This is a genomic window from Saliniferula longa, from assembly GCF_050789285.1.
GTDB lineage: Bacteria > Pseudomonadota > Alphaproteobacteria > Rhodobacterales > Rhodobacteraceae > CAVPWP01.
Genome location: NZ_JBOUVX010000002.1, coordinates 936,158 through 960,950, shown reverse-complemented (window position 1 = coordinate 960,950; position 24,793 = coordinate 936,158). Strand labels below are relative to the sequence as shown.

The following is a 24,793-nucleotide window of genomic DNA, read 5'->3' as shown; positions in this document are numbered from 1 at the left end:
GGGAAGGGCCATAAGTCGGCGGCACTGGCGTGCGCCCGGATCTATGGATTTGTTGAGAAATGTGCGGGCTCTTGGCCATTTTCGGACTGCCGGAAGATGCCGCCATCAAGGCGTGGCATGTCGATGCGGCAAGGGACCTTATGGCGCAGCGCGGGCCCGATGCGTCGGCGACGCTGGAGGACCGCGACGCAGCCGGAAGGACCCTGTTCCTGGCGCATCGACGGCTGTCGATCCAGGATCTCAGCCTGGCGGCGGATCAACCGATGACGTCGGCCTCCGGGCGCTGTTCCATCGTCTACAATGGCGAAGTCTACAACACCGCGTCCCTTCGGCAGGCCCTACGGCAACACGGGGTGGACTGCCGGACCACGTCCGACACCGAATTGATCCTTGAAGGCTATGAGCTTTGGGGGCCTGCCGTTGTCGACCGCCTGAATGGCATGTTCGCCTTCGCGATCTGGGACCGGCATGCCAACACGGCATTCCTGGCGCGCGACAGGATCGGGGTCAAGCCGCTCTACGTCGCGCAGGTCGGCGGGGTGCTGGCCTGCGCCTCGGATGCGCGCGCCCTCCGGGCGCTTGGGTTCGGCAACGGGATCGATCGCGAGGCGCTCGCCCTCTACCTGATGCTGGGCTACGTTCCCGCCCCGCGCGCCATCCACGCAGGCATCGAAAAACTCGACGCCGGCACGACATTGCGCTGGGCGGCAGATGGCCGGGTGTCGCAGCACACCTACTGGTCGGCACCGACGGACAGCGATTACGAGGGCGCGCGCGTGCCCCTTGCCGATCTTGTCGATACCGTGGTCGAGGAGCACCTACTGTCCGACGTGCCGCTGGGGCTTTTCCTGTCGGGGGGGATCGACAGCAGCGTGATCGCCGCCTCGATCGCGGGACTGGGCCCCGATCTTGCACGGAACGTGTCGGCGCTGACCGTGGCCTACCCCGGCCAGGCCGCCTCCGACGAGGCGCCGGTGGCCCGACGAACCGCCGAGGCGCTGGGACTGCGGCTGACCGAACTGCCGCTGACCTCTGCGTCGGATCACGGATACGACATGGCGTCAGCCAGCCTTGACGAACCCTTGGCCTACAACGCCATCGTCAGCCAGTCGGCCATTTCCCAGCTAGCGGCGCAAACCGGTCTGAAATGCGTCATCAGCGGTGATGGCGGAGACGAGGTGTTCGGCGGATACCGCTGGTACGACCCCGCTGACCTGGCCGATTTCGCCCCGCAGCGGGCGGCAGGTCTGCGGGGCTACCTCAAATCGTTCAGTCCCCGCAAGAAAAGGGCATTCCGCGACGCCGCGCGCGGGCAGGCCTTCCGCGGGATATCCGACCTCACGCTGCACGCCTTCCGCCTGTTCCCCGCCCTGCGTCCCGATCATGTCGCCGCCTTGATGGGCGATCTCACCGAGGCGCGATGCACGGAACTATTGCAGGATGCGCTGTCCCGGCACGATGCGCCGCGTCTGGACTGGAAGCGGCGGATGCAACGGATCGATCTTTACACCTTCTGCCAGGACGTCGTGCTGCCCAAGGTCGATCGCGCCGGGATGGCCTACAGCGTAGAGGCCCGCCCACCGCTTCTGGACCACCGGGTGATCGAATGGGGGCTTTCGCATCCGGTCACCGACGACTTCGATGGCGTCCCGAAAGCCCCGCTGCGCGCAATCCTGCGCGACCGGGGCCTGGGCTTCCTGCTGGACGAGCCCAAGCGCGGCTTCAGCCTGAAGCTGGGCACCGGACCTGACGCCAGACAGGTCCGCGATACGATTTCCGGCGCCATGCAACCGCTTGGCCTGAGGCCCGACTGGGAAGCGATCGTTCACGAACAGGTCGAGAAACGGGTATACAAACTGGATACCTTGCTGTTTCTGGCGCTTTGGCAGGCGCAAGGGACCGCACCTCTTCCGGGCCTTCTGAAGACATGACCCATCCCTTCACCGCACTCGACGATCTCAAGGTCGTCTCGTCCCGCCAGCCCGACCCCGAGGCGATGACATTATGCGCCGTGGGGCGCAACGAAATGTATTTCCTGCCCGCCTTTCTGGAGCATTACCGGAAACTCGGGATCGAGCAGTTCGCCATCCTGAACGACCGGTCGACCGATGGCACGACCGAATACCTGCTCGCGCAGCCCGATGTCGTGGTGTTTGAAAGCAGGTATCGCTATGGCGACGAGGTCGACCTGCCCGCCGACATGGTCGACAAGATGCCCAATGGTCGGATCCTCTACATCTGGAGAACGATCTTCTACGCCCGCTTCGCCAAGACGCGGTGGGCGGTGCAGACCGATCTCGACGAATTCATTCATCTTCCCCCGGGCGCTTCCTTTCAGGACGTCGCCCGCAGACTGGACGACAGCGGGGCCAGTGTCGCCTATGGCGTCATGCTGGATGTCTATCCCGAAACCCTGTCCGATCTGGCAGCGATGGCGGATCAGAAGCAGATCGATCCGGGCGCGAAGTGGTACTTCGACGCCGAGCCGCATCTGGAACTGAGGGCGGGCGAATTGCCCAGGACGCTTCACCCCGGGGCGCGCGCCCGGCTGTACAAGACCTTCGGAACGACGCGCCTTTACCAGAAACTGGGCGTTCCCGTGCCGGTGTATCGGACCTGGCTCAAGCGGATGCGACGCACCCGGTTCGGCACCAAGATCCCGGCCTACAACACCATCCACAAGCCGGTCATGGCGAAGTGGCCCGACGGCGCCTATTTCACCAGTTCCCACAACACCTCGATTGACGCGAGCGACCGGTTTCTCCTGCCGTTTCAGCATTACCGCTTCACGGGGGCGCTTTACGCCAAGATCGACATGGCGATCCGCGAAAACTCCTACAGCGCCGGGTCGCGCGATCACCACCTGCTGTCGGATCTGCTTCAGCAGATGCAGGCGCAGCCGGACGCAACGTTCCTCTATCGGAATTCCCGTCTTCTCAATGGTTTCGACGATCTGAGAAAGGCCGGTGTCGCGATCGGGCTTTGAGCCGTCTTGGGACCCCGACGGACGTCGTCGTGACCCACGCGCAGCGCGGGGGGACGCGGGATCGCAGCCACGTTCCATCCCGACGCGCGGGCTAACGGCTAGTGCCAGTTCAGGTCGATCTCGGGCCGTGCGATGCGTTTTGCCCGTTCGCGCAGCGCGGCCACGCGCGGTTCGTGCCCCGGGATCTTGGTTTCATGCGTCTCGGCGAAGATGAAGTGGATCTTATTCAGGACATCCGGCTGGTCGAAGAGCGCCTCGAACAGGTCCACCTCGGCGCCCTCGATATCGACCTTGAGGATACCCACGGGTTCGTCGAGATCGCGGATGAACTGAATGACGTCTACCTGTTCGACTTCGAAGTAGTCGTCCGTCGAGATGTTGTTCTTGGTCTCCATGATGGAGCTGGATTGCGAGTTCAGGATCGGATCGTCCTCGAAACCGGGGTGCCGATAGAGCCTGACCTTTCCTGGCCTCGGGCCGGCGGCGGCTTCGATGATCTCGACGTTCGACAGGTGGCGCGTGTTCGCGCGCAGCTGCTCAAGCGCCCATGGGTCGGGCTCGAACGCATAGACACGTCCGGCGCTCTTCGCGAGCTTTTGCGAGTACTCGCCAATGTTGGCGCCAAGATCGATGGCTACCATGCCTCGCGTGGCAAGAAGCGCGTCCTCGAACCGCCAGGGCGTCGAGCGCGCGGCGTACTTGGTCTCGTACTTGCGTCCAACGCGTCCTGGAAGATGGCGCAGGGTCCTGTACTTGAAGCGTTTCCATGCACTCATCGTCGGCCCGCCCCGAATTCTGCCCTGCGTTCCGCCCCGCTATACCCGTGTTCGCCGGCCGGTATCAACTCTGGCAGTCCGCGGGCACTCCCTCGGCGACGAACGCCCGATGGATCAGGGGGCCTGCGATACCCGCGCCGGCATGACAGCCCTCGCCGCCCCCTCCGGCGAAAACCGGTTGCGGCGGACCGCAAAAACGCAAATGCATAGGCGCATGACCAGACCCACCGTGATCATCGTCCCCGCGCGCTATCCGTCGGTGCGGTTTCCGGGCAAGCCGCTCGCGGTGCTGACCGGTGCGACGGGCATCGCGCGTTCGCTCATCCATCGCAGCTGGGCCGCCGCCTGCCGGGTGCGCGGGGTCGATGCCGTCTATGTCGCGACCGATGACGACCGCATCGCCGACGCGGCGCGGGGGTTCGGGGCCGAGGTTCTGATGACCTCGACCGAGTGCCGGAACGGTACCGAACGCTGCGCCGAGGCCCTGAAGCTTCTGCCCTCCGAACCCGGCATCGTCGTCAACGTCCAGGGCGACGCACCGCTGACGCCGCCTGACTATGTCGAAGCGCTGATCGGGGGAATCGCGGGCATGGACGCGCCCGACGGCGTGGCTGTGGCGACGCCGGTGCTGGAAACCTCGGGGGCGCATCTTGCCCGGCTTCGGGCGGATCGGGCGCAAGGGCGGGTGGGCGGGACGACGGCGGTGCGCGCGGCCGACGGCAACGCCCTTTATTTCTCGAAAGAGGTGATCCCCTTCACCGGCCGGGACCATGCCCCCGACGAGATCACCCCGGTCCTGCACCATGTCGGTGTCTACGCCTACACGCCCGCGGCCTTGGCGCGATACGCCGCGCTGCCCGTGGGCACGCTCGAGGCGCTCGAGGGGCTTGAACAGCTGCGGTTCCTCGAGGCCGGCATCCCGGTGCGCTGTGTCGAGGTCGCCCCGAAAGGCCGTGCCTTCTGGGAGTTGAACAACCCCGGCGATATCCCGATCATCGAAGAGATCATGCGCAGGGAGGGGATCGAATGACGCCCGTCGCAATCGGACCCGTCACCTTCGTCAACGATGGCCCGCTGTGCCTGATCTCGGGGCCCTGCCAGCTTGAAAGTCTGGACCATGCGCTGATGCTGGCCGAGACGCTGGCCGGCCTCTGCGCCGATCTCGGGATCGGCTACGTGTTCAAGGCCAGCTATGACAAGGCGAACCGGTCCAGCCTGACAGGCGTGCGCGGTCTGGGGATGGAGAAGGGTCTTGAGATCCTTGCCACGGTCCGCGACCGCGTAGGTTGCCCCGTGCTGACCGACGTCCACGGGCCCGACCAATGCGCCCGCGTGGCCGAGGCCGTGGACATCCTTCAGATCCCCGCATTCCTGTGCCGGCAGACCGACCTTCTGCTGGCCGCGGGCGAGACGGGGCGCGCGGTCAACGTCAAGAAGGGGCAGTTCCTTGCGCCGTGGGACATGCAGAACGTGGCCGCAAAGATCGAAAGCACCGGCAACCGGCGCATCCTTCTGACCGAGCGCGGGGCGACCTTCGGCTACAACATGCTGGTCTCGGACATGCGCAGCCTGCCGATCATGGCGCGCACCGGCTATCCGGTGGTGTTCGACGCGACCCATTCGGTCCAGCTTCCGGGTGGACTTGGATCCTCGTCTGGGGGGCAAGCCGAATTCGTGCCGCCGCTTGCCCGCGCCGCAGTGGCGACTGGGGTGGCCGCCGTCTTCATCGAAACGCATGAAGACCCCGCACGCTCGCCCAGCGACGGGCCCAACATGGTGCGGCTTGACGCGATGGGCGCGCTTCTGGCGAAGCTGAAGGCGCTGGACACGGTCGCGAAAGCGCCATGAGCGAGGCCCGCGATATCGCCGCCCACCTGGACCGGGCGCTGTCGATCGACGTCGAAGGGCTTTCCGCCCTGCGCGCGGCGATGGCCGAGCCTCCGCTGCGCGACGCGCTGGCGCGAACGGTCGAGCTTCTGCTGGGGCTGAAGGGCCGCCTTGTCGTGTCGGGTCTCGGCAAGAGCGGGCATGTCGGGCGCAAGCTGGCCGCCACCTTTGCCTCCACCGGAACGCCCAGCTACTTCGTCCACGGCGCCGAAGCGAGCCACGGCGACCTTGGCGTGATCCAGGACGGCGACGTGGTGCTGATCCTGACGTGGTCGGGCACCACGCAGGAGATGACTGACATCGTCGGCTATACGCGCCGGTTCGGCATCCCACTGATCGCGATCACCGGGAATGGCGCGGGCCGGGTCGCGCGCGAGGCGGACATCTGTCTTGAACTGCCCAAGGTGCGAGAGGCCTGCCCGCTGAACCTTGCGCCCACGACCTCGACCCTGATGCAGATGGCGGTGGGCGACGCGATCGCGGTCACGCTTCTGCACCTGCGCGGCTTCTCGGAGACTTCGTTCCGCGATTTCCATCCGGGCGGGAGGCTGGGCGCGGGCCTGACCTCGATCGACCGGATCATGGCGACGGGCACGGCGATGCCGATCGTGGCGGGCGACACCTCGGTCAGCGGCGTCGTCGACGAACTCTCGGCCAAAAGCCTGGGCATCGTGGGCGTGGTCGATGCGGGCGGCCGGCTGGCCGGCGTCATCACCGACGGCGATATCCGCCGCTATCTCGGGCGCAGCTCGGACCGATCGATGCGCGAGGCCCTGCACGAGACGCGGGCCGAGGCGATCATGACCCGCGACCCCGTCGCGCTTGCCCCGGGCATCCTGGCCGCGCAGGCGCTGAACATCCTGCAGAACCGTCGGATCTCGGCCGCGTTCATCCTGGACGACAGCAAGCCCGCGGGCGTTATCACCACGCTTCAGCTTCTGCAGGCCGGCGTCGGCTGAGCCCCGGGGCGCATCCCCGCCCGGAGATCAGCCGAAGATGCGTCGCAGCAATGCGACCAGGCGCTGCGGGCGCCCCTCGTAGGGCGGAAAGACCAGCGGAAGCGGAGAGAAGCGGTTGGTCAGGATCGCGCGGTCGTGGCTGAAGGCGCGAAAGCCATGTTCGCCATGCGCCGCGCCCATCCCCGAGCCGTTCACGCCGCCGAACGGCAGGCCCGCGTGGGAATAGTGCAGCATGGTGAGGTTCACGCAAACCCCGCCCGAACTTGTCGCGGCGATGATCCGGTCGGTCCGCGCGCGGTCGCGGCCGAAGATGTAAAGCGCAAGCGGCTTCGGCCGGGCGTTGATCCGGGCGATGACCTCGGCCTCGTCCTCGTAGGGGATGATCGGCAGGATCGGCCCGAAAATCTCTTCCCGGTCGATCGCCATCTCGGGCGTCACTGCCTCGATCAGGCTGGGTCCGTGCGCACGGCCCTCTGCCCCACCATCATGGACCAGCCGCGCGCCTTTCGACAGGGCGTCGGCGGTCAGGCTCTTCAGCCGCGCCGCGTGGTGATCGCTGACGATCCGGGCAAGGCGCGGGTCGCGTGCGCCGGCCGTACAGGTCGCGGCGATCCGCGCGCGGAGCGCCTGAAGGAACCGGTCACGGACCGAGGCGTGGACGAAGACGTGGTCGGGTGCGATGCAGGTCTGGCCGGCGTTCGCGAACTTCCCGAAGGCGATCCAGCGCGCGGCATTCTCGATGTCCGCGTCGGCGGCGATGATGCTGGGCGACTTGCCCCCAAGCTCGAGCGTGACAGAGGCCAGGGTCCGCGCCGCCGCAGCCATCACCACACGACCGACCTCGGGGCTGCCGGTGAAGAAGATGTGATCGAAGGGCAGCGCCAGAAGCGTCTGGGCCGTTTCCTTGCCGCCCTCGACGACGGTCACAAGCTCGGGCGGGAAGGTCTCGGCGATCATCCGTGCGATCAGGCCCGAGGTAGCGGGCGTCAGTTCCGAAGGTTTGAGGATCGCGCTGTTGCCGGCTGCAAGGCAGGACACGAGCGGCGCAAGCGCAAGGTTCAGCGGGTAGTTCCACGGCGAGATGATCAGGCAGACGCCGCGCGCCTCGGGCCGGATACGGGCCGATGTGCCGAAGGTGGCCAGCGTCGGCGCGACCCGGCGCGTCCGCGCCCAGCGGCGCAGGTGGCGGCGGGCATGGCGGATCTCTTCCTGCACGGGCAGGATCTCGGTCAGGATCGTCTCGACCTCGGGCTTGCCGAAGTCGGCCCGAAGCGCTGCGACGATCGCCGCCTCTTCGCGTCTGATCGCCCGGGCAAGACGGGACAGCGCCGCGCGCCGTTCGGGCACCCCGAACCCCGTGCGCCGCGCCTCGACTCCGGCCTTCTGCACGGCGAAGGCCCGTTCGATCGCAAGGGTGTCGACGCCGCCGTCCATTGGCCCATCCTCCGTCCGGCGCGCGACCTAGGGCAGATCGGCCCGCTTTGCCAGAGGCGCGCAGGCGAACGTCGCGTCAGACCGGGCGGCACGACTTCCGGTCATTTGACGTGGTCCGCACTGGCCCGAACCGCCAAGACATCCGTGGAACAGCACCAGACTGTTCAAGGGTGCGGCGCCGTGGCATCATGATGTTTCGAACCGGCCACGGACGTGACCGGGTCGCGCAGCAAAGGAGCGATGACATGGCAGCCAGATCACCTGTCTCGAGATGTGGCACGGCCCTGGCCGGCCTCGTCTTCGCGGCCGCCGTTCCGATGGCGGCGCAGGCCCAGTCGTGGGACTACAGCGCGTCGGTCTATATGTGGATGAGCGGGCTTGCTACCGCGCTCGACACTCCGTTCGGCCGCGTCGAGACCGAGTTGTCGTTCGGTGATGTCCTCGACGACCTCGAATTCGCGTTCTTCGCCAAGTTCGAGGCGGAAAACGGGCCATGGGTCCTTCTTGGCGACATCAACTATTCCGACCTGCAGACGACCCTCGCCACCCCCGGGCCGGTCTTTGCGGCGGCCCAGGTCGACACGACGCTGACCATCCTGTCGGCCTTTGGCGGCTATGCCGTGGTCGACCGCCCCGAACTGCGGGTCGATTTGGGGGGCGGCCTGAGGTATTACGACCTGAGCATCGACACGTCGCTGACGGGAAGTACCGTCGGCGTGCCCGACCAGAACAATTCCACGTCCGAAAACTGGGTCGATCCGCTTGTCGGGGTTCGCCTGGCCGGGCCGATCTCCGACCGCTGGTTCGCCAAGGGGTACGCCGATGTCGGCGGTTTCGGCATCGGCGATGCCTCGAACCTCAGCTGGCAACTTTATGCCGGCGCGGGGTACCTGATCAATTCGACCTGGGCGGTCGAGTTCGGGTACCGCTACTTGTCGATCGACAAGGACCTTGAGAACGCGACCATCGAATTGGACCAGTTCGGCCCGCTGGTCGGGATCACCGCGCGCTTCTGACCGGGGCGCGGCAGGCTGCGCCAACGGCCGCGTCGACGTCGGGCGGCGGTGGTTCCTGACGAAGACGCAGGGACCATGCCGGACGCTTGTGCGGCGGCATGCGTCGCCATGTGGACCGTCAATAGATCGTCAGAACAAGCACCAGCACGGCCACAATCGTGCCGATCATCTGAAGAAGAACCGCGTGCCGGCGGGCAGTCCCGGCCAGAACCCGGGATCCTGCCTCAATGCGGGCTGCCAACCATGTCTGCCGCCTGCGGCCGTCCGCGTCGATGTCCTTCTGCGCAAGAAGCTCGGGAAAGGCGGCGGCGCTGCGCCTGCGCGATCTGCTTCCGCCCCGGCCATCCGCCGGTTCGTGAAGGCGGCCACGCCCCTCCAGATAGACGACATTCGCACTCATACCGACATTGAACGGATCGTCTCCGTCCACCTTCACCATTTACATGGGCGCTTCACCCGGGCGCCGGCCGTCCACACACACAGCCTGCCCGATCTGACGTGAACCGGCGATAAACCCGGAAGGCCCAGCGCCGTTTCCCCGGTTCTCGGCGCCGGCGTGGGCCGCGCCAGCGGGCACCGACCGATCTGCACGACGATCGAAGGCCGCCAGAAACGGCAAAGGGGCCGCTCCCCGAGCGGCCCCCTAGTCCCCCACCCTAGATCGTTGGCCCGCGCTTGGACCCTACCGAGGAGGACGTGATCAGTACCAGAACACCCACTACAACGTCACGAACACATGACAAAAACCAAGATCACTCGTCCTAATACAACTTAAGCCGATCTTAATTCTTTCTGTCAAGCACGCCGTCGGATGCGGCGGAAGCCTCGTCTGCCAGGATGCGGCGGCGCAGAAACAAGAAAAGAACTTCTAGTCGACTGTATTGGTTTCAAAATTTCGCCGCGCTCTGCGGTGCAGCACAAGACCGCGCGCATGGCGGGAAACAGAGGATGAACAAGCTGGAAACAGTCAGGCCCGTGTCCGTCGGGGGTGTGCCGGAACACAGCGATGCCTCGGCGCCTCAGAGGCAGCCCGCCATGCTGGCGCCAAGCGCCGTCAGAAGAGCGGGATAGAAACCAGGCCCCGGGGTCAGTTCTGCGCCCAGCGGATCGATGACCGCCGTCTTCGCAGAGGCCCCTTCGAGGACGGCGGCAACAAGTCCCGGATCGAACTGCGGCTCGGAAAAGACACAAGCCACCCCAGTTTCAGCAATGGCGTCACGAATTTCGGCGACGCGGGCCGGACTGGGATCGGTGGCATCGCCGAGCGTGATGGCCCCGGCGGCGGCAAGTCCGAAGCGGGCCTCGAAATAGTGGTAGGCATCGTGGAAGACGACGAAGCCCGCCTCCGCCAGAGGGGCGACGGCGGCGGCGACCTCGGCGGCGGCCGCGTCGATCTCGGCATGGCCGGCGGCGGCGTTCGCCGCATAGATCGCGGCGTTGTCCGGGTCGCGCGATGAAAGTTCCGCCGCAATCACGTCCAGCCAGATCCGCGCGTTCTCGGGATCGAGCCAGGCATGAGGATCGACGCCCAGATGATCATGGGCGTGGTCGCCGTGCCCGTGGTCGTCGTGACCACCGTGATCCGCGTGGTCTGCGTGATCGTGGTCTTCGAAGGTCGCGCCTTCGCGATAGGTCAGGGTGATCGTGCCCGGCGCCTCGAGCAGCGCGACGACGCGCGCATCGCCGGCAAGCGTCGCAATCGTGTCGGCAAGCCATGGCGTCAGCGGCGCACCGACCCAGAACACGAGATCGGCCTGCTCAAGCGCGGCGGCTTCCGACGGGCGCAGGCTGTAGTCGTGCGGCGAGGCCCCATGGCGGATCACGAGGTCGGGTGTTCCCACCCCTTGCATCACGCGTGCCACAAGGCCGTGAATCGGGGCGATATCGGCTGCGACGGCTGGAACCTCGGCCCAGGCGGCCGAGCAAAGAAGAGCTGCGGGAATTGCGGCAAGTAGCGAATGACGCACGGGGACCCTCATGTAATTTTATAACATTGCCCGGCTTGATATGGCGGATGGTATTACATATCAAGAGGCAATAGACGGCCCCATCTGCGGAGGGCCGTCTGCGCCGGGAAGGCCTCGGATGGACAGCATCGGATTTCGTAACCACGATCACGGCGCCTGCATCGCCGACAGCGTCGCCACGGTCGAAGCCTATTGCCGTGCCGAAGGACTGCAGTTCACGCCCGTGCGCCGCCGCGTTCTGGAAATCCTGCTTGAGCAGCACCACGCCCTTGGCGCTTACGAGATCCTCGACCGGCTGCGCGACGAAGGCTTCGGCTCGCAGCCGCCGGTGGCCTACCGCGCGCTGGACTTCCTTGTGAAGAACGGCTTCGCCCACAAGATCGAGCGCCTGAACGCCTTCATCGCCTGCACCCACCCCACCGAGACGCATGACCCCGCCTTCCTGATCTGCCGCACCTGCGAATCGGTCGCCGAGGCCGAGGCACCGCCCGGTCGCGGCACGCTGGCGCAACTGGCCGACGACGCCGGCTTCGAGATCGAGCGGACCGTTGTCGAGGCCGAAGGGCTTTGCCCCAATTGCCGAAAGAAGGCGGCACGGACATGACCCACGCGACCACGCCGGCGCACGCACCCGGCATCGCCCTGAAGCCCCTTGTCGACATCCGGGGGCTCACGGTGGCCTATGGCGGCAGCACCGCCATCGCGGACGTCGACTTCCGGGTCGCGCCGGGCGAAATCGTGACGATCGTCGGGCCGAACGGGTCGGGCAAGTCGACGCTGCTGCGGGCCATCATCGGAGCGGTGCAGCCAACGCGGGGCACGATCGTCGAAAAGCCCGGGCTTCGCATCGGCTATGTGCCGCAGAAGTTGCACATCGACCCGACCCTGCCGATGACGGTGCGGCGGTTCCTCAGCCTGCCTCAGCGGGTAAGCGATACCGACGCGCAGGACGCCCTGCACCAAGCCGGAGCGGGCGATCTGGGCAGACGGCAGATGTCCGAGCTTTCGGGCGGGCAGTTCCAGCGGGTCCTGCTGGCGCGGGCGCTTCTGAGCCGGCCCGAGCTGCTGATCCTCGACGAGGCGACACAGGGCCTCGACCAGCCGGGATCCGCAGCCTTCTACCGCCAGATCGAGAAGGTGCGGCGCGAGCTTGGCTGCGCGGTCGTCATGGTCAGCCACGAGTTGCACGTCGTCATGGCGGCGAGCGACCGGGTGATCTGCCTGAACGGACACATCTGCTGCCAGGGCGAGCCCGAGCACGTCGCCTCGGCGCCGGAATACCGCGCGCTGTTCGGGACCGGCACCAAGGGGGCGCTGGCGCTTTACCGGCATGAGCATGGGCACTCTCACGACCACGCGCACGATCACGCGCATGGGCATGGGCATGGGCATGGGCATGGGCATCCGCATGATCATGCGGATGCTCCGACGCTGCGGCACGAGGCTTTACGATGACGTTTCTCGACAGCTTCCTTCTGCGCGCGGCGCTCGCGGGCGTGGGTGTCGCGCTTGCTGCGGCTCCGATGGGCTGTTTCGTCGTCTGGCGGCGCATGGCCTATTTCGGCGACGCGACCGCGCACGCCGCGATTCTTGGCGTGGCGCTGTCGCTGGCGCTGTCGGTGCCGATCTTCGCGGGCGCTCTGGTGGTGGCCCTGCTGATGGCTGTGACCGTCTCGACGCTAAGCGGGCGCGGCTATTCCATGGACACGCTTCTGGGCGTCCTTGCCCATTCGGCCCTGGCCTTCGGACTTGTGGCGGTGTCCTTCCTAGAAGGCGTTCGACTTGATCTCATGGCCTATCTCTTTGGCGACATCCTTGCGGTCAGCCGCATGGACCTTGCCGTGATCTGGGCCGGGGCGGCCCTGGTTCTGGCGCTGCTGTGGTGGCGCTGGGCGCCGCTTCTGACCGCGACGCTCAACCCCGAGATCGCCCATGCCGCCGGGATCGACCCGCGGCGCGAGCAACTGGTTCTGACGGTATCGCTGGCGATCGTCGTCGCCGTCGCGATCAAGGTGGTGGGCGTTCTGCTGATCGCGGCCCTGCTGATCATCCCCGCCGCCGCCGCGCGGCCCTTCGCCGACACGCCCGAACGCATGGCCGCCATGGCCGCCCTGATCGGCGCGACCTCGGCGCTGGGCGGGCTGTGGCTTGCCTTTCAGCTCGATACCCCTGCGGGGCCCACGATCGTCTGCCTTGCCGCCGGCCTCTTCGCCGCGTCAAGCATCATGCGGTTGCTGCGACCCGGGCGGGTCTGATCCGCGCCCAACAAGGCGCCGCGGGTCAGGCTGACGGCGCCGCAAGAGCCGCGGCAAGATCGTCGAGCGTCCGTTGCTCGGCCTCAGAGACCCGGACACCGCCGATGCCAAGGACCCCGCCTTCCCGGCTGGCCTCGGCCGTGGCGCGCGCCAGATCAAGAAGAAACCCGCGATAGGCATCTGCCTGCGCCGGGGTGGCCGCTTCGATCCGGCGCATGATCGCGGCAAGGCGCGCGACCGATGCGGTCACAAGATCGGCGGGCGCCAGACCTTCGGCAAGCGCCTTCACCGCCGCACTTGCGGCCTCGCGCTCGGCCGGAACCTCGAAGGACCTCGCGACTTCGGCCACAAGATCGCCCTCGGCGGCGGCCGCAGCGGCCGACTTCAATGTCCGCGCCATGGCGGCGCTTTCGCTCAACGCGCCCAGAAGTCCACCCGGCTCGGCCGCGGTGATCGCGAGACCGGCAAGGATCGGGGCCTGAAGCACCGCGGACCAGTCTTCGTCCGAAAAGGCGGCGCGCCCGCTCATCGCCTGCCCTGCGCCATGGCCTCGAGCGCCGCGATACGGTTCTCGACATTGGGATGGGTGGAAAACAGGTTGTCCATGCCCCCGCCCGTCAGCGGATTGACGATGAACATGTGCGCGCTGGCCGGATTGCGTTCAGCCGTCTGCATCATCGCGCGGTGGCCGTGTCCGCTGATCTTGCGCAGGGCCGACGCAAGGCCCAGGGGATCGCGGGTGAACTCGGCCCCGGCGCGGTCGGCGGCGTACTCGCGGGTGCGCGAGACCATCATCTGGATCACGGTCGCGGCGATGGGGGCCAGGAACACCGCGGCAAGCGCGCCGATCGCGCCTGCGGCGCCCGAACGTTCGCGGCTGCCCGATCCAAGCAGCAGTCCGAACTGCGCCAGCATCGAGATCGCGCCCCCGATCGTCGCGGCGATCGTCATGACCAGCGTGTCGCGATTGCGGATATGCGCAAGCTCGTGCGCCACGACGCCGGCAAGCTCGCGCCGGTCGAGGGTGCGCATCAGGCCGCGCGTCACCGCCACCGCGGCGTTCTGCGGATTGCGTCCGGTGGCGAAGGCGTTGGGCTGATCCGTGGGAATGAGGTAGATCGCCGGCATCGGAATCCCGGCATTGCGCGACAACTCTTCCACCATGCGGTGAAGCTCGGGCGCGGCCTGTCGCGGCACGGGTTCGGCGCGGTGCGCGGCAAGCGCCACCTTGTCCGAGTTCCAGTAGGCGAAGACGTTCATCCCGACCGCGACAAGAAACGCGATCAGGGCGCCGTTCACGCCACCGATCAGATAGCCGGCCCCGGCGAAAAGCGCCGTGAGAAGCGCAAGCAGGGCCGCCGTTCGCACATAACCCATCACCAGACCTCTCGCCGACTCGGGGTCGTTGTCGACGGGAACGGTAGCAAAGTGACGACCAAGGCCAAAGCCCCGGGATGCCCAAGGCCAGGCGTGTCCGGGCGCGCTTCGGCATCGGCGCAGCCATCGACCGTCAGTCGTGAAGGCACTCCCTGATCTGGCGTCGCAGCCAAAGCGTTTGCGGATCTCCGTCGTTGCGACGGTGCCAGAAGACCGACACCGGAAAGCGCCGCACGTCGAGCGGCGGCTCGGCCGTGACAAGGCCGAAGCCCGGCCCGAAGGCCCGCGCGATCCGCGCCGGAAGCGTCACCAACGCGCCCGAGGCGGCAACGGCGGCAAGGGCCGGAAGAAACGCCGGCAGGCCAAGAACGACGCGGCGCGCGCGCCCCAGCGCGTCAAGCTGACGGTCGACGATGCCGCGCAGGTCGCCCGCTGGCGAAATCAGGACATGGTCGGCGGCGCAATACGCATCAAGGTCGACGACCGGCGCATGTGGAAGCGCGTCCGGCCGCCCCGCCACGAGGAAGCCCTCGTCGAAAAGGCGTTCGCTCCGGATCCAGTCGGGCGCGTCCCAGAGAAAACCAAGGGAAATGTCGGCGCGACCTTCGGACAGTGCGCCGACGGCCTCGGCCCGGCCCAGCGGCAGGACCGACAGGCGCAATCCCGGCGCGGTCCGGCACAGCCGCGCCGCCAGCGCCGGGATCAGCGCCGCCTGCTCCGCGTCAAGCGCTGCGATGCGGAGGATGCCCTGCGCGCTGGCCGGGTCAAAGCGGCGCGCGACACCCAGCGCGCCCCGCAGCGCCTCGACCGCCTGCGCCACCGGCGCCTCGAGCGCAAGCGCGGTCGCCGTAGGCTCCATCCCATGCGGGCGGCGCAGGAACAGGTCGTCGCCGAAGATCTCGCGCAGCCGTTTCAGCGCCTGGCTGATGGCCGACTGCGTAAGCCCCAGTTCCTCGGCGACGGTGGCCGCCTTGCGATGGCGAAGAAGCCCCAGAAAGACAAGCAGAAGCGTCAGGTCGAGCCGCCTGAGTTCATTTATGCTTAAGTCAGTCATTAGGCTTATTCGTTTTGTCTTCTTTCAGTCGCGGCATATCCCGACATCCAGCGTGGATGCAAGGAGATGCTCATGCGGATCGCGATCATCGGAACCGGAAGCGTCGGTGCCGCTCTGGCCCGGGGACTGAAGGGAAAGCGCCACGGCGTGACCCTGGGCGCGCGCGATCCGGCCTCGGCGAGGGTGCGTGCCCTTGCCGACGAGACGGCAAGCGCGGTCGCCAGCCCGTCCGACGCCGCCGCTGCCGCCGATCTCGTGATCCTTGCCCTGCCCTGGAACGCGGTCGAGGCAGCCGTTGCGGAGCTTGGCGAGCTATCCGGCAAGATCGTCATAGACTGCACCAATCCCCTTGGCATGGTGGACGGCGCGTTCGGTCTGACGCTGGGCCACACGGCATCGGGTGGCGAGGCGGTGCAGCGCTGGCTTCCCAAGGCGCGCGTGGTCAAGACGCTCAATCAGGTCGGGGCCGAGATCATGGCGCAGAATGCCGGCCTGCCCCATCGGCCGGCGATGCTGATGGCCGGAAACGACGCGGCCGCCAAGACCTTGGTTGCCGGTCTTCTTCGCGATCTTGGGTTCGACCCCCTCGATGCGGGCGACATCACGAAATCCCGACTGCTCGAACCCTTCGCGCTGGTCTGGATCAATCAGGCGATCGCTCGCGGGAAGGGCCGTGACTGGGCCTTCGCGGCCATATCCTGAGGGAGCCCCCGCATGTCACAGACCCTTCATGCCTCGTGCCACTGCGGCGCCGTGCACCTGACGCTTCCCGCCGAGGCCGCGGGCGTCCTTGCCTGCCACTGTGCGGACTGCCGCAAGATGCACGGCAATTTCAACGCCTTCCTTGCCGCGCCGCTGGCCGACATCACCCTTGAGGGGGCCGGCGCTCTGGTCTGGTACCAGTCGTCCGAAACGTCGCGCCGCGCCTTCTGCGGCACCTGCGGGGCGCGCGTCCTGAAAGAGGTCACACCGGCCGGCCGCTGGCTGATCTCGGCCGGGCTGGTCGATGGACCCACCGGAAAGCGGATCATCAAGAACCTCTGGGAACAGTCGGTCCCGGACTGGTACGACTTGCCGTCGGTGGCACCGTGACCGCTGTCGTCAGCGATCCGGTCACCGTCGTCGTGCGCCGCAAGGTCCGGCCCGGGCGCGAGGCCGATTACGAGGCTTGGCTGAGCCGCTTGGTTGACAGCGTGGCGCGCGAGTTTCCCGGCTATCTCGGGGCCGAGTTTCACCGCCCCGATCCCGGCGGCGCCTACCGCAGCGTCTTCCGCTTTGACAGTCTTGCGCATCTGGAGGCTTTCGAAAGATCGGACCTCCGCGCGCGGATGCTCGGCGAAGGCGCAGAGCTTTTCGAAGCCGACGCCGCCTGGGACCGGATGACCGGCCTTGAGTTCTGGTTCGATCCGCCGCCCGGAACCCGGCTGCCGCAGCCGTCGCCGCACCGCATGGCGCTGGTTCTGATCGCGGTGGTTTTCGGCCTTGTGCTGGCGCTGAACCTAGCGCTTGGCCCGCTGATGACCGGCTGGCCCCTGCCCCTTCGCCTGCTTGTCACCGTCGCGATCCAGGTCGGGCTGATGACCTACGTCGTCATGCCCTGGCTCACCCCGCGCATCGCGCGGTTCATCTACCCCAAGACCCGAACCCTTTGACACGATCCTCTGGAACGGAGTGCCCCATGACAGCCGCCCTCGACATCCATTCGAAAAAACGCGTTCTCCTGATCGCCGCCAACCCCGGAACGTCTCCGACGACGGGCTGGCCGGTGGGCTTCTGGTGGGCCGAACTTACCCATCCCTACTGGGTCTTCACCGAGGCCGGCTATGACGTCGATATCGTCAGCCCCAAGGGCGGCGATCTTCAGACCGACGGCTATTCCGACCCCGAGGACCCGTCGGGTTATTCCGCGCACGATCTCATCTCGCTGGGCTTCAAGAAGTCCGAAAGCCACGCCGCGCTGCTTCGCGGGACGCGGGCGATCGCCGACGTCGCGCTTGACAGCTATGACGCGATCTTCCTGGCCGGGGGGCAGTCGCCCATGGTCACGATGATCGACGATGCCGAACTTCACGCCTTCGTCGCCCGCGCCTATGAGGCGGGCAAGATCGTTGCCGTCGTCTGCCACGGAACCTGCGTGCTTCTGAAGACACGGCTGTCGAACGGGGACCTTCTCGTGAAAGGCAAGACCTGGACCGGCTTCGCCAACAGCGAGGAAGCCTTTGCCGACGCCTTCGTCGGCATGAAGATCCAGCCGTTCTGGATCGAAGACGAGGCACGGAACCTGCCCGACACGAACTTCGTCGTGGCGGGGCTTTTCAAGCCCTTCGCGGTGCGGGACGGCAACCTGATCACCGGCCAGCAACAGTATTCCGGCGCGGCCGCGGCCGAACTTGTGGTCACAGCGCTTGGGCGCTGAGCGTCGGGGACAGGTTCGAACGGGCGCCCGGTCGTGACGGACCGGGTGCCCGAACCTGCCGCAACGCGCCCGGCCGTGATGTCGCCGGTGCTTGGGCGCCGAGACGGGCTACCGGGCTGCCCGCACACTGCCCGTCACGTCGCCTTGCCGTGAGGCCGAAGAGTATCTTATCCAGACAGTGGCCCAGACCCCTGGAACAGAGCCGAAATTCATCCCGATCTCGGGCCGGTTCGACCCTTGCGAAGGCGCGCTGCTGTCGTGGGCGCAAATGGCGGTCGTTGGCTTCGGGCGCAGCGGACAACCGGAAGCAGCACCTTGCCGAAACTGATGGCCGCGCTTTCTTCAGGGACCAAGTCGCCATCAGCATGGAGAACAGACGTGTCAGGCCTTTACGTCATTTTCTCGAAGACCCGACAGGAGCAGCTGACCAAACGCCGCAACGGCTATCAGCAATACATGCTCGACGATGGCTTCGGGTATGTCCGGGAAGATCACAATTCCGCCTTCCTGGGCGAACGTCAGAGCGATCGCGTTCTGATATCACCTCAATGGACGGCCGACATAGAAGCCGTCGCGGGCGATCCTCACGCGACATTCTTCTTCGTGGACAACAAGCACCAGGAGGCCGTGTCGGATGCCATCAGACGGGGTTTGAAGCTTCCGGTCAGCAGGACAACGGATGCGTCCATCCGAATTGATCAAGAGCGGCGTCTTGCGGCGGATCTCAAGCAGCCGCCTCGCAATCCCGGCAGATAGGGCTTCGAGCGTCAGCTTCATCTCGCACTGCGGCCCTTCAGATGCGGGGCCGCGCATGGGCGCTTCGCCGGCACCCCGGTCCTGCCATGCGAGATCGCGACAGCCCGGTCGTCGCGCCACTGTCCTTCCGCAGTCGAGCTATTACGTCGACGCCTTCGCATCGGGGTTCAGTTTTCCGGTCAGGTGCAGGTGAGCCCCCTTTTCGGGCCGCCGGATTTCGGCGCCCCGATACGACACTCCGAGAGGGCCGTGCCAAGACGACAAAGTCTGGACACGAGAAGATGCGATACTCTTCCCGTGCTCAAGGCGCGCGTTCGCGGTCATTCGGAGTTTTCGGGGGGATTCGACGGCCGGCGATCACGATCAACGACCTGTAGCCAAGGAACCTCTGCAGCCCAAAGAACGAAGGGCGGCCGGCAGGGTGGCATCGACCACACCGCAGCCCCAAGGCGATTGAAGTGATACGAAACTCGTGGATGTATTGGTGCGGTCGAGAAGACTCGAACTTCCACTCCGGTTAAGGAACAGCGACCTCAACGCTGCGCGTCTACCAATTCCGCCACGACCGCACTGTCTAGGCTTGGTGGCGGGTATCTAGCGAAGGCCGAGAAGGATGTGAAGAGGGAATTGCACCCCTTCTCCTGCCATGGCAGGTACCGCCCAGAAATGCCGGAAGGACGCGCCCGTGGTGATCCCGTGGTGACTTGGCTGACCTCGGGGGGGCTTACCCCCTATCCGCAGGCCGTGGCCGAGATGGAGGCCCGCGCCGAAGCCATTCGCGCGGGAACGGCGGACGAGGCGATCTGGCTGGTCGAACACCCGCCGCTCTACACCGCCGGCACCTCGGCCCGGCCCGAGGACCTGACCGACCCCGGCCGATTCCCGGTGTTCGCCTCGAAGCGCGGCGGCCAGTACACCTATCACGGCCCGGGGCAGCGGGTGGCCTATGTGATGCTCGACGTGGGCGCGCGCGGGCGCGACGTGCGCCGCTTCGTTCATCAGATCGAGGATTGGGTGATCGCGACGCTGGCCGAGTTCAACGTGCGCGGCGAACGCCGCGAAGGGCGCGTGGGCGTCTGGGTCGTGCGTCCCGACCAGCCGCCCAATGCCGACGGATCGCCGCGCGAGGACAAGATCGCGGCGATCGGTATCCGCCTGCGCCGCTGGGTCAGCTTTCATGGCCTGTCGATCAACGTCGAGCCTGACCTGACCCACTTCGACGGCATCGTGCCCTGCGGCATCCGCGACCATGGCGTGACCAGCCTGGTCGACCTCGGTTTGCCGGTGACGATGGCGGATGTCGACGTGGCCCTCAAGCGCACATTTCCCATCGTCTTCGGCGACGGCGCGACCCGCCCCGGTTCCTAGCCCATCAGCCCGAACCGCCGCACGAGGTAGACCTGAAGCGCCGCCAGCACGGCAAGCAGTCCGCAGACGACGAAGAACGCCTGGCTGTTCTGCGCGCCCGGAATGCCGCCCACATTGATGCCAAGCAGGCCGGTCACAAGCCCGAGCGGCAGGAAGATGGCCGTGACGACCGACAGGAGCAGCATGTTGCGGTTCATAGCCTCGGCGCGTTCGTCCATGATCTGGTCATGAACGACCTGCGCCCGGTCGCGGATCGCGTCCAGTTCTTCTCCCAGGCGCGTGACACGCTCGGCCGCCTCGCGCAGGCGGCTGCGGTCGCGTTCCGACAGCCAGTCGAGATCCTCGATCTCCATCGTTGTGAGCGCGTCGCGCTGCGGCACCATGAAGCGGCGCAGAGCGATCGCCTTCTGGCGGATGCGCGGCAGATACCGGCGCGATTCGGCCGAATAGTCGCCTTCGAGGGCGGCTTCCTCGAGGGTGTCGAGTTCTTCGTTAAGATCGGCGACCGCGGGCTCGGCCCGGTCGGACAGGCGCAGCGCCAGACGGGCGATGAAATCGCCCGGGCTCGACGGCGACTGGCCGCGCCCCATCGCGTCGATCAGATCCTCGACCGCATGCAGCGTGCGGCGGCCCGCCCCGACGATTCGGTGGCCCTCGATCCAGAATCGCACGGAGACCATGTCCTCGGGCTCGGCCCCCGGCTGCAGGTTCACGCCACGAAGGTTCACCAGGACGCCGTCGCCGTGGACGGTGCAGCGCGGACGCGTTTCCTGGGCGGTCAGCGCATCGAAGATGAAATTGTCCAGACCGAGGTTGCCCAGGAAGGCCGTCCCCTCGTCCGAATCGCGCCGGATGTGAACCCAGAGAAACTCGGTTCCGGTGGCGGGATGCAGCCCACCGGCGTCGTCCGGGTCGATGCGGACTGCCTTGCCCTTGCCGTCGAACCGATAGGCGATGATGTCCTCGATCTGCGTCATGCCTGCCCCTCTTCCTTCCTGGCCTCGGTTCCGCAAGCATCCGCATTCCGCACGACGTTGTCATGCCACTTCCACCGGGCGCACACGGAAGTGCGGTGCGAAAGGTTCGGGGCGACCGCCCCCTGAGACATTTTTCCGCGCCCTGCGACAGCCTTCGCGGTTGCTCATATCCCACGACCTGAATAGAACCGGGCAAAGCCGGAGGTAAGGGAACGCCTCCGGGCCGTCACAACACGCGGGAGACACGCATGGCAGACGCAGCCATCCAGGGCCACGGAGAGCACGACGAGCGCGGCTTCTTCACGCGCTGGTTCATGTCGACGAACCACAAGGACATCGGGATCCTCTATCTGTTCACTTCGGGGATCGTCGGCTTCATCGCCGTCGCCTTCACGGTGTACATGCGGATGGAACTGATGGAGCCCGGGGTGCAGTACATGTGCGCCGAAGGCGCACGGTTCATCGCCAGCGGCGATTGCGAGACGCCGAACGGGCACCTGTGGAACGTGCTGATCACCGGCCACGGCATCCTGATGATGTTCTTCGTGGTGATCCCGGCGCTGTTCGGCGGTTTCGGCAACTACTTCATGCCGCTGATGATCGGCGCGCCGGACATGGCCTTCCCGCGGCTCAACAACCTCTCCTACTGGCTTTACGTCGCCGGCACCTCGCTTGCCGTCGCCTCGATCCTGAGCCCGGGCGGCAACGGCCAGCTTGGTTCGGGCGTGGGCTGGGTGCTTTATCCGCCTCTGTCGACGACCGAGGGCGGCTATTCGATGGATCTTGCGATCTTCGCGGTGCACCTGTCGGGCGCCTCGTCGATCCTGGGCGCGATCAACATGATCACGACCTTCCTGAACATGCGCGCGCCGGGCATGACGCTGTTCAAGGTGCCGCTTTTCGCCTGGTCGATCTTCGTCACGGCCTGGCTGATCCTGCTGGCGCTGCCGGTGCTTGCCGGCGCGATCACCATGCTGCTGACCGACCGCAACTTCGGCACGACCTTCTTCGATCCCGCCGGCGGTGGCGACCCGGTGCTCTACCAGCACATCCTGTGGTTCTTCGGTCACCCCGAGGTCTACATCATCATCCTGCCCGGCTTCGGCGTCATCAGCCACGTGATCGCCACCTTCAGCCGCAAGCCGGTCTTCGGCTATCTGCCGATGGTCTGGGCGATGATCGCGATCGGCGGCCTGGGCTTCGTCGTCTGGGCGCACCACATGTACACCGTGGGGATGAGCGTCACGCAGCAGACCTACTTCATGCTGGCGACAATGGTCATCGCGGTGCCGACGGGCGTGAAGATCTTCAGCTGGATCGCCACGATGTGGGGCGGCTCGGTCGAGTTCAAGACGCCGATGCTTTTCGCCTTCGGCTTCCTCTTCCTCTTCACCGTGGGCGGCGTGACGGGCATCGTGCTCAGCCAGGCGGCCGTCGACCGCGCCTATCACGACACCTACTACGTTGTGGCGCATTTCCACTACGTGATGAGCCTTGGCGCTGTCTTCTGCATCTTCGCGGCGATCTATTACTGGATCGGCAAGATGAGCGGGCGCCAATACCCCGAGTGGGCCGGCAAGGTGCACTTCTGGACGATGTTCATTGGCTCGAACCTGACGTTCTTCCCGCAGCACTTCCTGGGCCGTCAGGGCATGCCGCGCCGCTACATCGACTACCCCGAGGCCTTTGCCTACTGGAACTGGATCTCGTCGATCGGCGCCTTCATCGCCTTCGCGTCCTTCGTGTTCTTCATCGGGGTGGTGTTCTATACCCTGAGGTACGGCCAGCGCGTGACCGAGAAGAACTACTGGAACGAGCACGCCGACACGCTTGAGTGGACCCTGCCTTCGCCGCCGCCGGAACACACGTTCGAGACGCTGCCGCGGCGCGAGGACTGGGACAAGAGCCACGCTCACTGAGGTGCCATGCCACTGAAATGGGATGACATCCCTGAACGGGCGCCCGCGAAAGCCGGCGCCCGTTCGCATGGCGCGGGGGCCGATGCGCCGCTTGCGCGCCTGTCGGTCTGGCCGCACCGGTCGCTGCCCCGGCAGGGCTTCGCCATCTTCATCGGCGTGACCTTCGTGCTTCTGCTGATGCCGCTGCTGGCGGTTCTGGGCACGCCCGTCCTCTGGGGCCTGTTGCCCTTCGTCATGGGCGTCCTTGCCCTGACCTGGATCCTGATCGAACGCAGCTATTCGGATGCGCGGCTGACCGAGGTGCTCACGCTCTGGCCCGACCGGCTCGAGCTTGTGCGCACCAATCCGCGCGGCCCCGTCCAGCGCTGGGAGGCGAACCCCTACTGGGTGCGGGTCGAGCTTCACAAGGATGGCGGCCCGGTCGAGAACTACCTGACCCTGAAAGGCGGCGACCGCGAGGTCGAACTGGGCGCCTTCCTCAGCCCCGAGGAACGCACCGCGCTGCACCACGACCTTCAGCGGTTGCTGGCGCGCGTCGGGCGCTAGGCAGCCCGATCAGCCAAGGCGGTCTTTCACCATGGGGCCGACCCGGGCGAAATCCATCTGGCCGGCATAGCGCGACTTGAGTTCGCCCATGACCTTGCCCATGTCGCGGATCGACGTGGCCCCGGTCGTGGCGATCGCCCCGTCGATCGCGGCGGCGATTTCGCCTTCGTCCAGTTGGCGGGGCAGGAAATCCTCGATCACCCTGATCTCGGCGCGTTCCTGGTCGGCCATCTCGAGGCGGCCGCCCTCTTCGTAGGCGCGCACGCTTTCGTTGCGCTGCTTCACCATCTTGCCAAGGATCTGCAGGATCTCGTCGTCACCTGCGCCGTCGTCCTGGCCTTCGCCCCGAAGCGCGATGTCGCGGTCCTTGATGGCGGCATTGATCAGACGCAGCGTCGACAGGCGACAGGCGTCCTTCTGTTTCATGGCGTCCTTCAGCTCGGAGCTGAGGCGCGCGCGCAGAGTGGTCATTCGGTTCTCATCCCCATGATCCCGAAGTGGCTGGCATACCCGCAGCAGGCGAAAGGTGCAAGCGCCCGGTCCAGACCGCAGCACATTCCGCTTTACAGAAAGCACCCTAATGATAACACTTCGTCCACTTTACCCAACGTAAGCGAGTATATCATGCAGAAGCATTCCGCTGTCGCCGTGGCACTCACGGCGGCCCTTTTGGCAGGTCAACCTGTAGCAGCCGATCCCGCTGGCGGGGTGAGTGTAAGCTACATCTTCGGCGAAGGGTTCGCCGTCGGCGTCAAGGTCTTCTCCAACGACGAAGAGGAAGAAGTCGTCGGCTACCTGGGCCTTGACTACGTGTTCAATTCGGCTGCGGTCAGGCCGAATGCCGGCATTGCCTACCTGTTCGAAGACGCCTTCATCGGCGGCGATGTCGGCTGGGACATCGGGGCTGGCGTCGCGAACTTCGGCCTGTCGGGCGGCTGGGCTGACACCACCGATCCGACCGAGGCGACGTCGACCACGGCGACGGATGGCGGCACGGGCGGCGATGGCGATGGCGGCGGCGACGGCGACATTGAAATAATTCCCTGCTTGGACTGCGAGGTCTGATAGACGAGAGACCCTTCATCGCCCCGGAACACGGT

The 24,793-nt window shown here is 66.4% G+C and carries 27 protein-coding genes and 1 tRNA gene; 18 read left to right on the top strand and 10 right to left on the bottom strand.

The window, feature by feature from the left end; all coding sequences use genetic code 11:
• Positions 1-71 precede the first annotated feature (71 nt).
• Complete coding sequence (gene asnB, locus ACRDNQ_RS11245; RefSeq protein WP_431828735.1) at positions 72-1,931, top strand: asparagine synthase (glutamine-hydrolyzing); 1,860 nt, start codon at positions 72-74, stop codon at positions 1,929-1,931.
• The gene (locus tag ACRDNQ_RS11240) at positions 1,928-2,986 is read left to right on the top strand and encodes a glycosyltransferase family 2 protein (RefSeq protein WP_431828734.1); all 1,059 of its coding nucleotides are present in this window, start codon (positions 1,928-1,930) and stop codon (positions 2,984-2,986) included. The genes asnB and ACRDNQ_RS11240 overlap by 4 nt, the downstream gene beginning before the upstream one ends.
• Positions 2,987-3,084: 98 nt before the next feature.
• On the opposite strand, the gene ACRDNQ_RS11235 is transcribed toward ACRDNQ_RS11240, so the two are convergent.
• Positions 3,085-3,762 carry an FkbM family methyltransferase gene (locus ACRDNQ_RS11235; RefSeq protein WP_431828733.1) on the bottom strand — a complete coding sequence of 226 codons (678 nt, stop codon included), beginning with the start codon at positions 3,760-3,762 and terminating at the stop codon, positions 3,085-3,087.
• Positions 3,763-3,976: 214 nt separating this feature from the next.
• On the opposite strand from ACRDNQ_RS11235, the gene ACRDNQ_RS11230 reads away from it, so the two are divergent.
• Genes ACRDNQ_RS11230 through ACRDNQ_RS11220 form a run of 3 tightly spaced genes read left to right on the top strand, consistent with a single transcriptional unit; the run spans position 3,977 to position 6,608 of the window.
• Entirely contained in the window at positions 3,977-4,792 is an 816-nt protein-coding gene (locus tag ACRDNQ_RS11230) for a 3-deoxy-manno-octulosonate cytidylyltransferase (RefSeq protein ID WP_431828732.1), read from the top strand.
• A complete protein-coding gene (gene kdsA, locus ACRDNQ_RS11225) occupies positions 4,789-5,610 on the top strand; it encodes a 3-deoxy-8-phosphooctulonate synthase (protein WP_431828731.1) in 822 nt (273 codons plus the stop codon). The genes ACRDNQ_RS11230 and kdsA overlap by 4 nt, the downstream gene beginning before the upstream one ends.
• Entirely contained in the window at positions 5,607-6,608 is a 1,002-nt protein-coding gene (locus ACRDNQ_RS11220) for a KpsF/GutQ family sugar-phosphate isomerase (RefSeq protein WP_431828730.1), read from the top strand. Before kdsA ends, ACRDNQ_RS11220 begins: the two co-directional genes overlap by 4 nt.
• Before the next feature lie 27 nt (positions 6,609-6,635).
• Here the strand turns inward: ACRDNQ_RS11220 and ACRDNQ_RS11215 are convergent, their stop codons facing one another.
• Complete coding sequence (locus tag ACRDNQ_RS11215; protein WP_431828729.1) at positions 6,636-8,042, bottom strand: aldehyde dehydrogenase family protein; 1,407 nt, start codon at positions 8,040-8,042, stop codon at positions 6,636-6,638.
• Between the two features lie 245 nt (positions 8,043-8,287).
• Between ACRDNQ_RS11215 and ACRDNQ_RS11210 the strand changes: the two genes are divergently transcribed.
• Positions 8,288-9,058: a hypothetical protein gene (locus tag ACRDNQ_RS11210; RefSeq protein ID WP_431828728.1), complete on the top strand. Its 771-nt coding sequence runs from the start codon at positions 8,288-8,290 to the stop codon at positions 9,056-9,058.
• A gap of 118 nt (positions 9,059-9,176) precedes the next feature.
• On the opposite strand, the gene ACRDNQ_RS11205 is transcribed toward ACRDNQ_RS11210, so the two are convergent.
• A complete protein-coding gene (locus ACRDNQ_RS11205) occupies positions 9,177-9,497 on the bottom strand; it encodes a hypothetical protein (protein ID WP_431828727.1) in 321 nt (106 codons plus the stop codon).
• Between the two features lie 580 nt (positions 9,498-10,077).
• Complete coding sequence (locus ACRDNQ_RS11200) at positions 10,078-11,037, bottom strand: zinc ABC transporter substrate-binding protein (RefSeq protein ID WP_431828726.1); 960 nt, start codon at positions 11,035-11,037, stop codon at positions 10,078-10,080.
• 106 nt (positions 11,038-11,143) lie between these two features.
• Here ACRDNQ_RS11200 and ACRDNQ_RS11195 point away from each other — a divergent pair, with 106 nt between their 5' ends.
• Genes ACRDNQ_RS11195 through ACRDNQ_RS11185 form a run of 3 tightly spaced genes read left to right on the top strand, consistent with a single transcriptional unit; the run spans position 11,144 to position 13,280 of the window.
• Entirely contained in the window at positions 11,144-11,629 is a 486-nt protein-coding gene (locus ACRDNQ_RS11195) for a Fur family transcriptional regulator (RefSeq protein WP_431828725.1), read from the top strand.
• Positions 11,626-12,480, top strand: coding sequence for a metal ABC transporter ATP-binding protein (locus ACRDNQ_RS11190; protein WP_431828724.1), 855 nt, complete (start codon positions 11,626-11,628; stop codon positions 12,478-12,480). The genes ACRDNQ_RS11195 and ACRDNQ_RS11190 overlap by 4 nt, the downstream gene beginning before the upstream one ends.
• A complete protein-coding gene (locus ACRDNQ_RS11185) occupies positions 12,477-13,280 on the top strand; it encodes an iron chelate uptake ABC transporter family permease subunit (protein ID WP_431828723.1) in 804 nt (267 codons plus the stop codon). The genes ACRDNQ_RS11190 and ACRDNQ_RS11185 overlap by 4 nt, the downstream gene beginning before the upstream one ends.
• A gap of 25 nt (positions 13,281-13,305) precedes the next feature.
• On the opposite strand, the gene ACRDNQ_RS11180 is transcribed toward ACRDNQ_RS11185, so the two are convergent.
• The 3 genes from ACRDNQ_RS11180 to ACRDNQ_RS11170 form a co-directional block, all read right to left on the bottom strand.
• Entirely contained in the window at positions 13,306-13,809 is a 504-nt protein-coding gene (locus ACRDNQ_RS11180) for a hypothetical protein (protein ID WP_431828722.1), read from the bottom strand.
• Positions 13,806-14,657 (bottom strand): zinc metalloprotease HtpX, encoded by an 852-nt coding sequence (gene htpX / locus ACRDNQ_RS11175; RefSeq protein ID WP_431828721.1) that lies wholly within the window; start codon positions 14,655-14,657, stop codon positions 13,806-13,808. The genes ACRDNQ_RS11180 and htpX overlap by 4 nt, the downstream gene beginning before the upstream one ends.
• A 133-nt stretch (positions 14,658-14,790) precedes the next feature.
• Positions 14,791-15,711 carry a LysR family transcriptional regulator gene (locus ACRDNQ_RS11170; RefSeq protein ID WP_431828720.1) on the bottom strand — a complete coding sequence of 307 codons (921 nt, stop codon included), beginning with the start codon at positions 15,709-15,711 and terminating at the stop codon, positions 14,791-14,793.
• 45 nt (positions 15,712-15,756) lie between these two features.
• Here ACRDNQ_RS11170 and ACRDNQ_RS11165 point away from each other — a divergent pair, with 45 nt between their 5' ends.
• The 5 genes from ACRDNQ_RS11165 to ACRDNQ_RS11145 all read left to right on the top strand — a co-directional run bounded on the left by ACRDNQ_RS11165 (position 15,757) and on the right by ACRDNQ_RS11145 (position 18,883).
• Positions 15,757-16,413, top strand: a complete 657-nt coding sequence (locus ACRDNQ_RS11165; protein WP_431829117.1) for an NADPH-dependent F420 reductase — start codon at positions 15,757-15,759, stop codon at positions 16,411-16,413.
• A 12-nt stretch (positions 16,414-16,425) separates the two neighbouring features.
• Positions 16,426-16,803: a GFA family protein gene (locus ACRDNQ_RS11160; RefSeq protein ID WP_431828719.1), complete on the top strand. Its 378-nt coding sequence runs from the start codon at positions 16,426-16,428 to the stop codon at positions 16,801-16,803.
• Complete coding sequence (locus tag ACRDNQ_RS11155; RefSeq protein ID WP_431828718.1) at positions 16,800-17,363, top strand: antibiotic biosynthesis monooxygenase; 564 nt, start codon at positions 16,800-16,802, stop codon at positions 17,361-17,363. Before ACRDNQ_RS11160 ends, ACRDNQ_RS11155 begins: the two co-directional genes overlap by 4 nt.
• A 26-nt stretch (positions 17,364-17,389) precedes the next feature.
• Complete coding sequence (locus ACRDNQ_RS11150) at positions 17,390-18,127, top strand: type 1 glutamine amidotransferase domain-containing protein (RefSeq protein WP_431828717.1); 738 nt, start codon at positions 17,390-17,392, stop codon at positions 18,125-18,127.
• A gap of 327 nt (positions 18,128-18,454) precedes the next feature.
• Positions 18,455-18,883, top strand: coding sequence for a hypothetical protein (locus ACRDNQ_RS11145; RefSeq protein ID WP_431828716.1), 429 nt, complete (start codon positions 18,455-18,457; stop codon positions 18,881-18,883).
• A 482-nt stretch (positions 18,884-19,365) separates the two neighbouring features.
• On the opposite strand, the gene ACRDNQ_RS11140 is transcribed toward ACRDNQ_RS11145, so the two are convergent.
• Positions 19,366-19,452, bottom strand: a tRNA-Leu gene (locus ACRDNQ_RS11140).
• Positions 19,453-19,549: 97 nt separating this feature from the next.
• On the opposite strand from ACRDNQ_RS11140, the gene lipB reads away from it, so the two are divergent.
• Positions 19,550-20,251 (top strand): lipoyl(octanoyl) transferase LipB, encoded by a 702-nt coding sequence (gene lipB / locus ACRDNQ_RS11135; protein WP_431828715.1) that lies wholly within the window; start codon positions 19,550-19,552, stop codon positions 20,249-20,251.
• Here lipB and ACRDNQ_RS11130 read toward each other — a convergent pair.
• Positions 20,248-21,228, bottom strand: a complete 981-nt coding sequence (locus tag ACRDNQ_RS11130; protein ID WP_431828714.1) for a zinc transporter ZntB — start codon at positions 21,226-21,228, stop codon at positions 20,248-20,250. The genes lipB and ACRDNQ_RS11130 overlap by 4 nt on opposite strands.
• A gap of 248 nt (positions 21,229-21,476) precedes the next feature.
• Here ACRDNQ_RS11130 and ctaD point away from each other — a divergent pair, with 248 nt between their 5' ends.
• Both ctaD and ACRDNQ_RS11120 read left to right on the top strand, forming a co-directional pair.
• The gene (gene ctaD, locus ACRDNQ_RS11125) at positions 21,477-23,147 is read left to right on the top strand and encodes a cytochrome c oxidase subunit I (RefSeq protein WP_431828713.1); all 1,671 of its coding nucleotides are present in this window, start codon (positions 21,477-21,479) and stop codon (positions 23,145-23,147) included.
• 6 nt (positions 23,148-23,153) lie between these two features.
• Positions 23,154-23,693 carry a DUF2244 domain-containing protein gene (locus ACRDNQ_RS11120; RefSeq protein ID WP_431828712.1) on the top strand — a complete coding sequence of 180 codons (540 nt, stop codon included), beginning with the start codon at positions 23,154-23,156 and terminating at the stop codon, positions 23,691-23,693.
• Positions 23,694-23,702: 9 nt separating this feature from the next.
• On the opposite strand, the gene ACRDNQ_RS11115 is transcribed toward ACRDNQ_RS11120, so the two are convergent.
• Positions 23,703-24,164: a GatB/YqeY domain-containing protein gene (locus ACRDNQ_RS11115; protein WP_431828711.1), complete on the bottom strand. Its 462-nt coding sequence runs from the start codon at positions 24,162-24,164 to the stop codon at positions 23,703-23,705.
• Positions 24,165-24,179: 15 nt separating this feature from the next.
• On the opposite strand from ACRDNQ_RS11115, the gene ACRDNQ_RS11110 reads away from it, so the two are divergent.
• The gene (locus ACRDNQ_RS11110; RefSeq protein ID WP_431828710.1) at positions 24,180-24,758 is read left to right on the top strand and encodes a hypothetical protein; all 579 of its coding nucleotides are present in this window, start codon (positions 24,180-24,182) and stop codon (positions 24,756-24,758) included.
• The last annotated feature ends 35 nt before the right edge of the window (positions 24,759-24,793 follow it).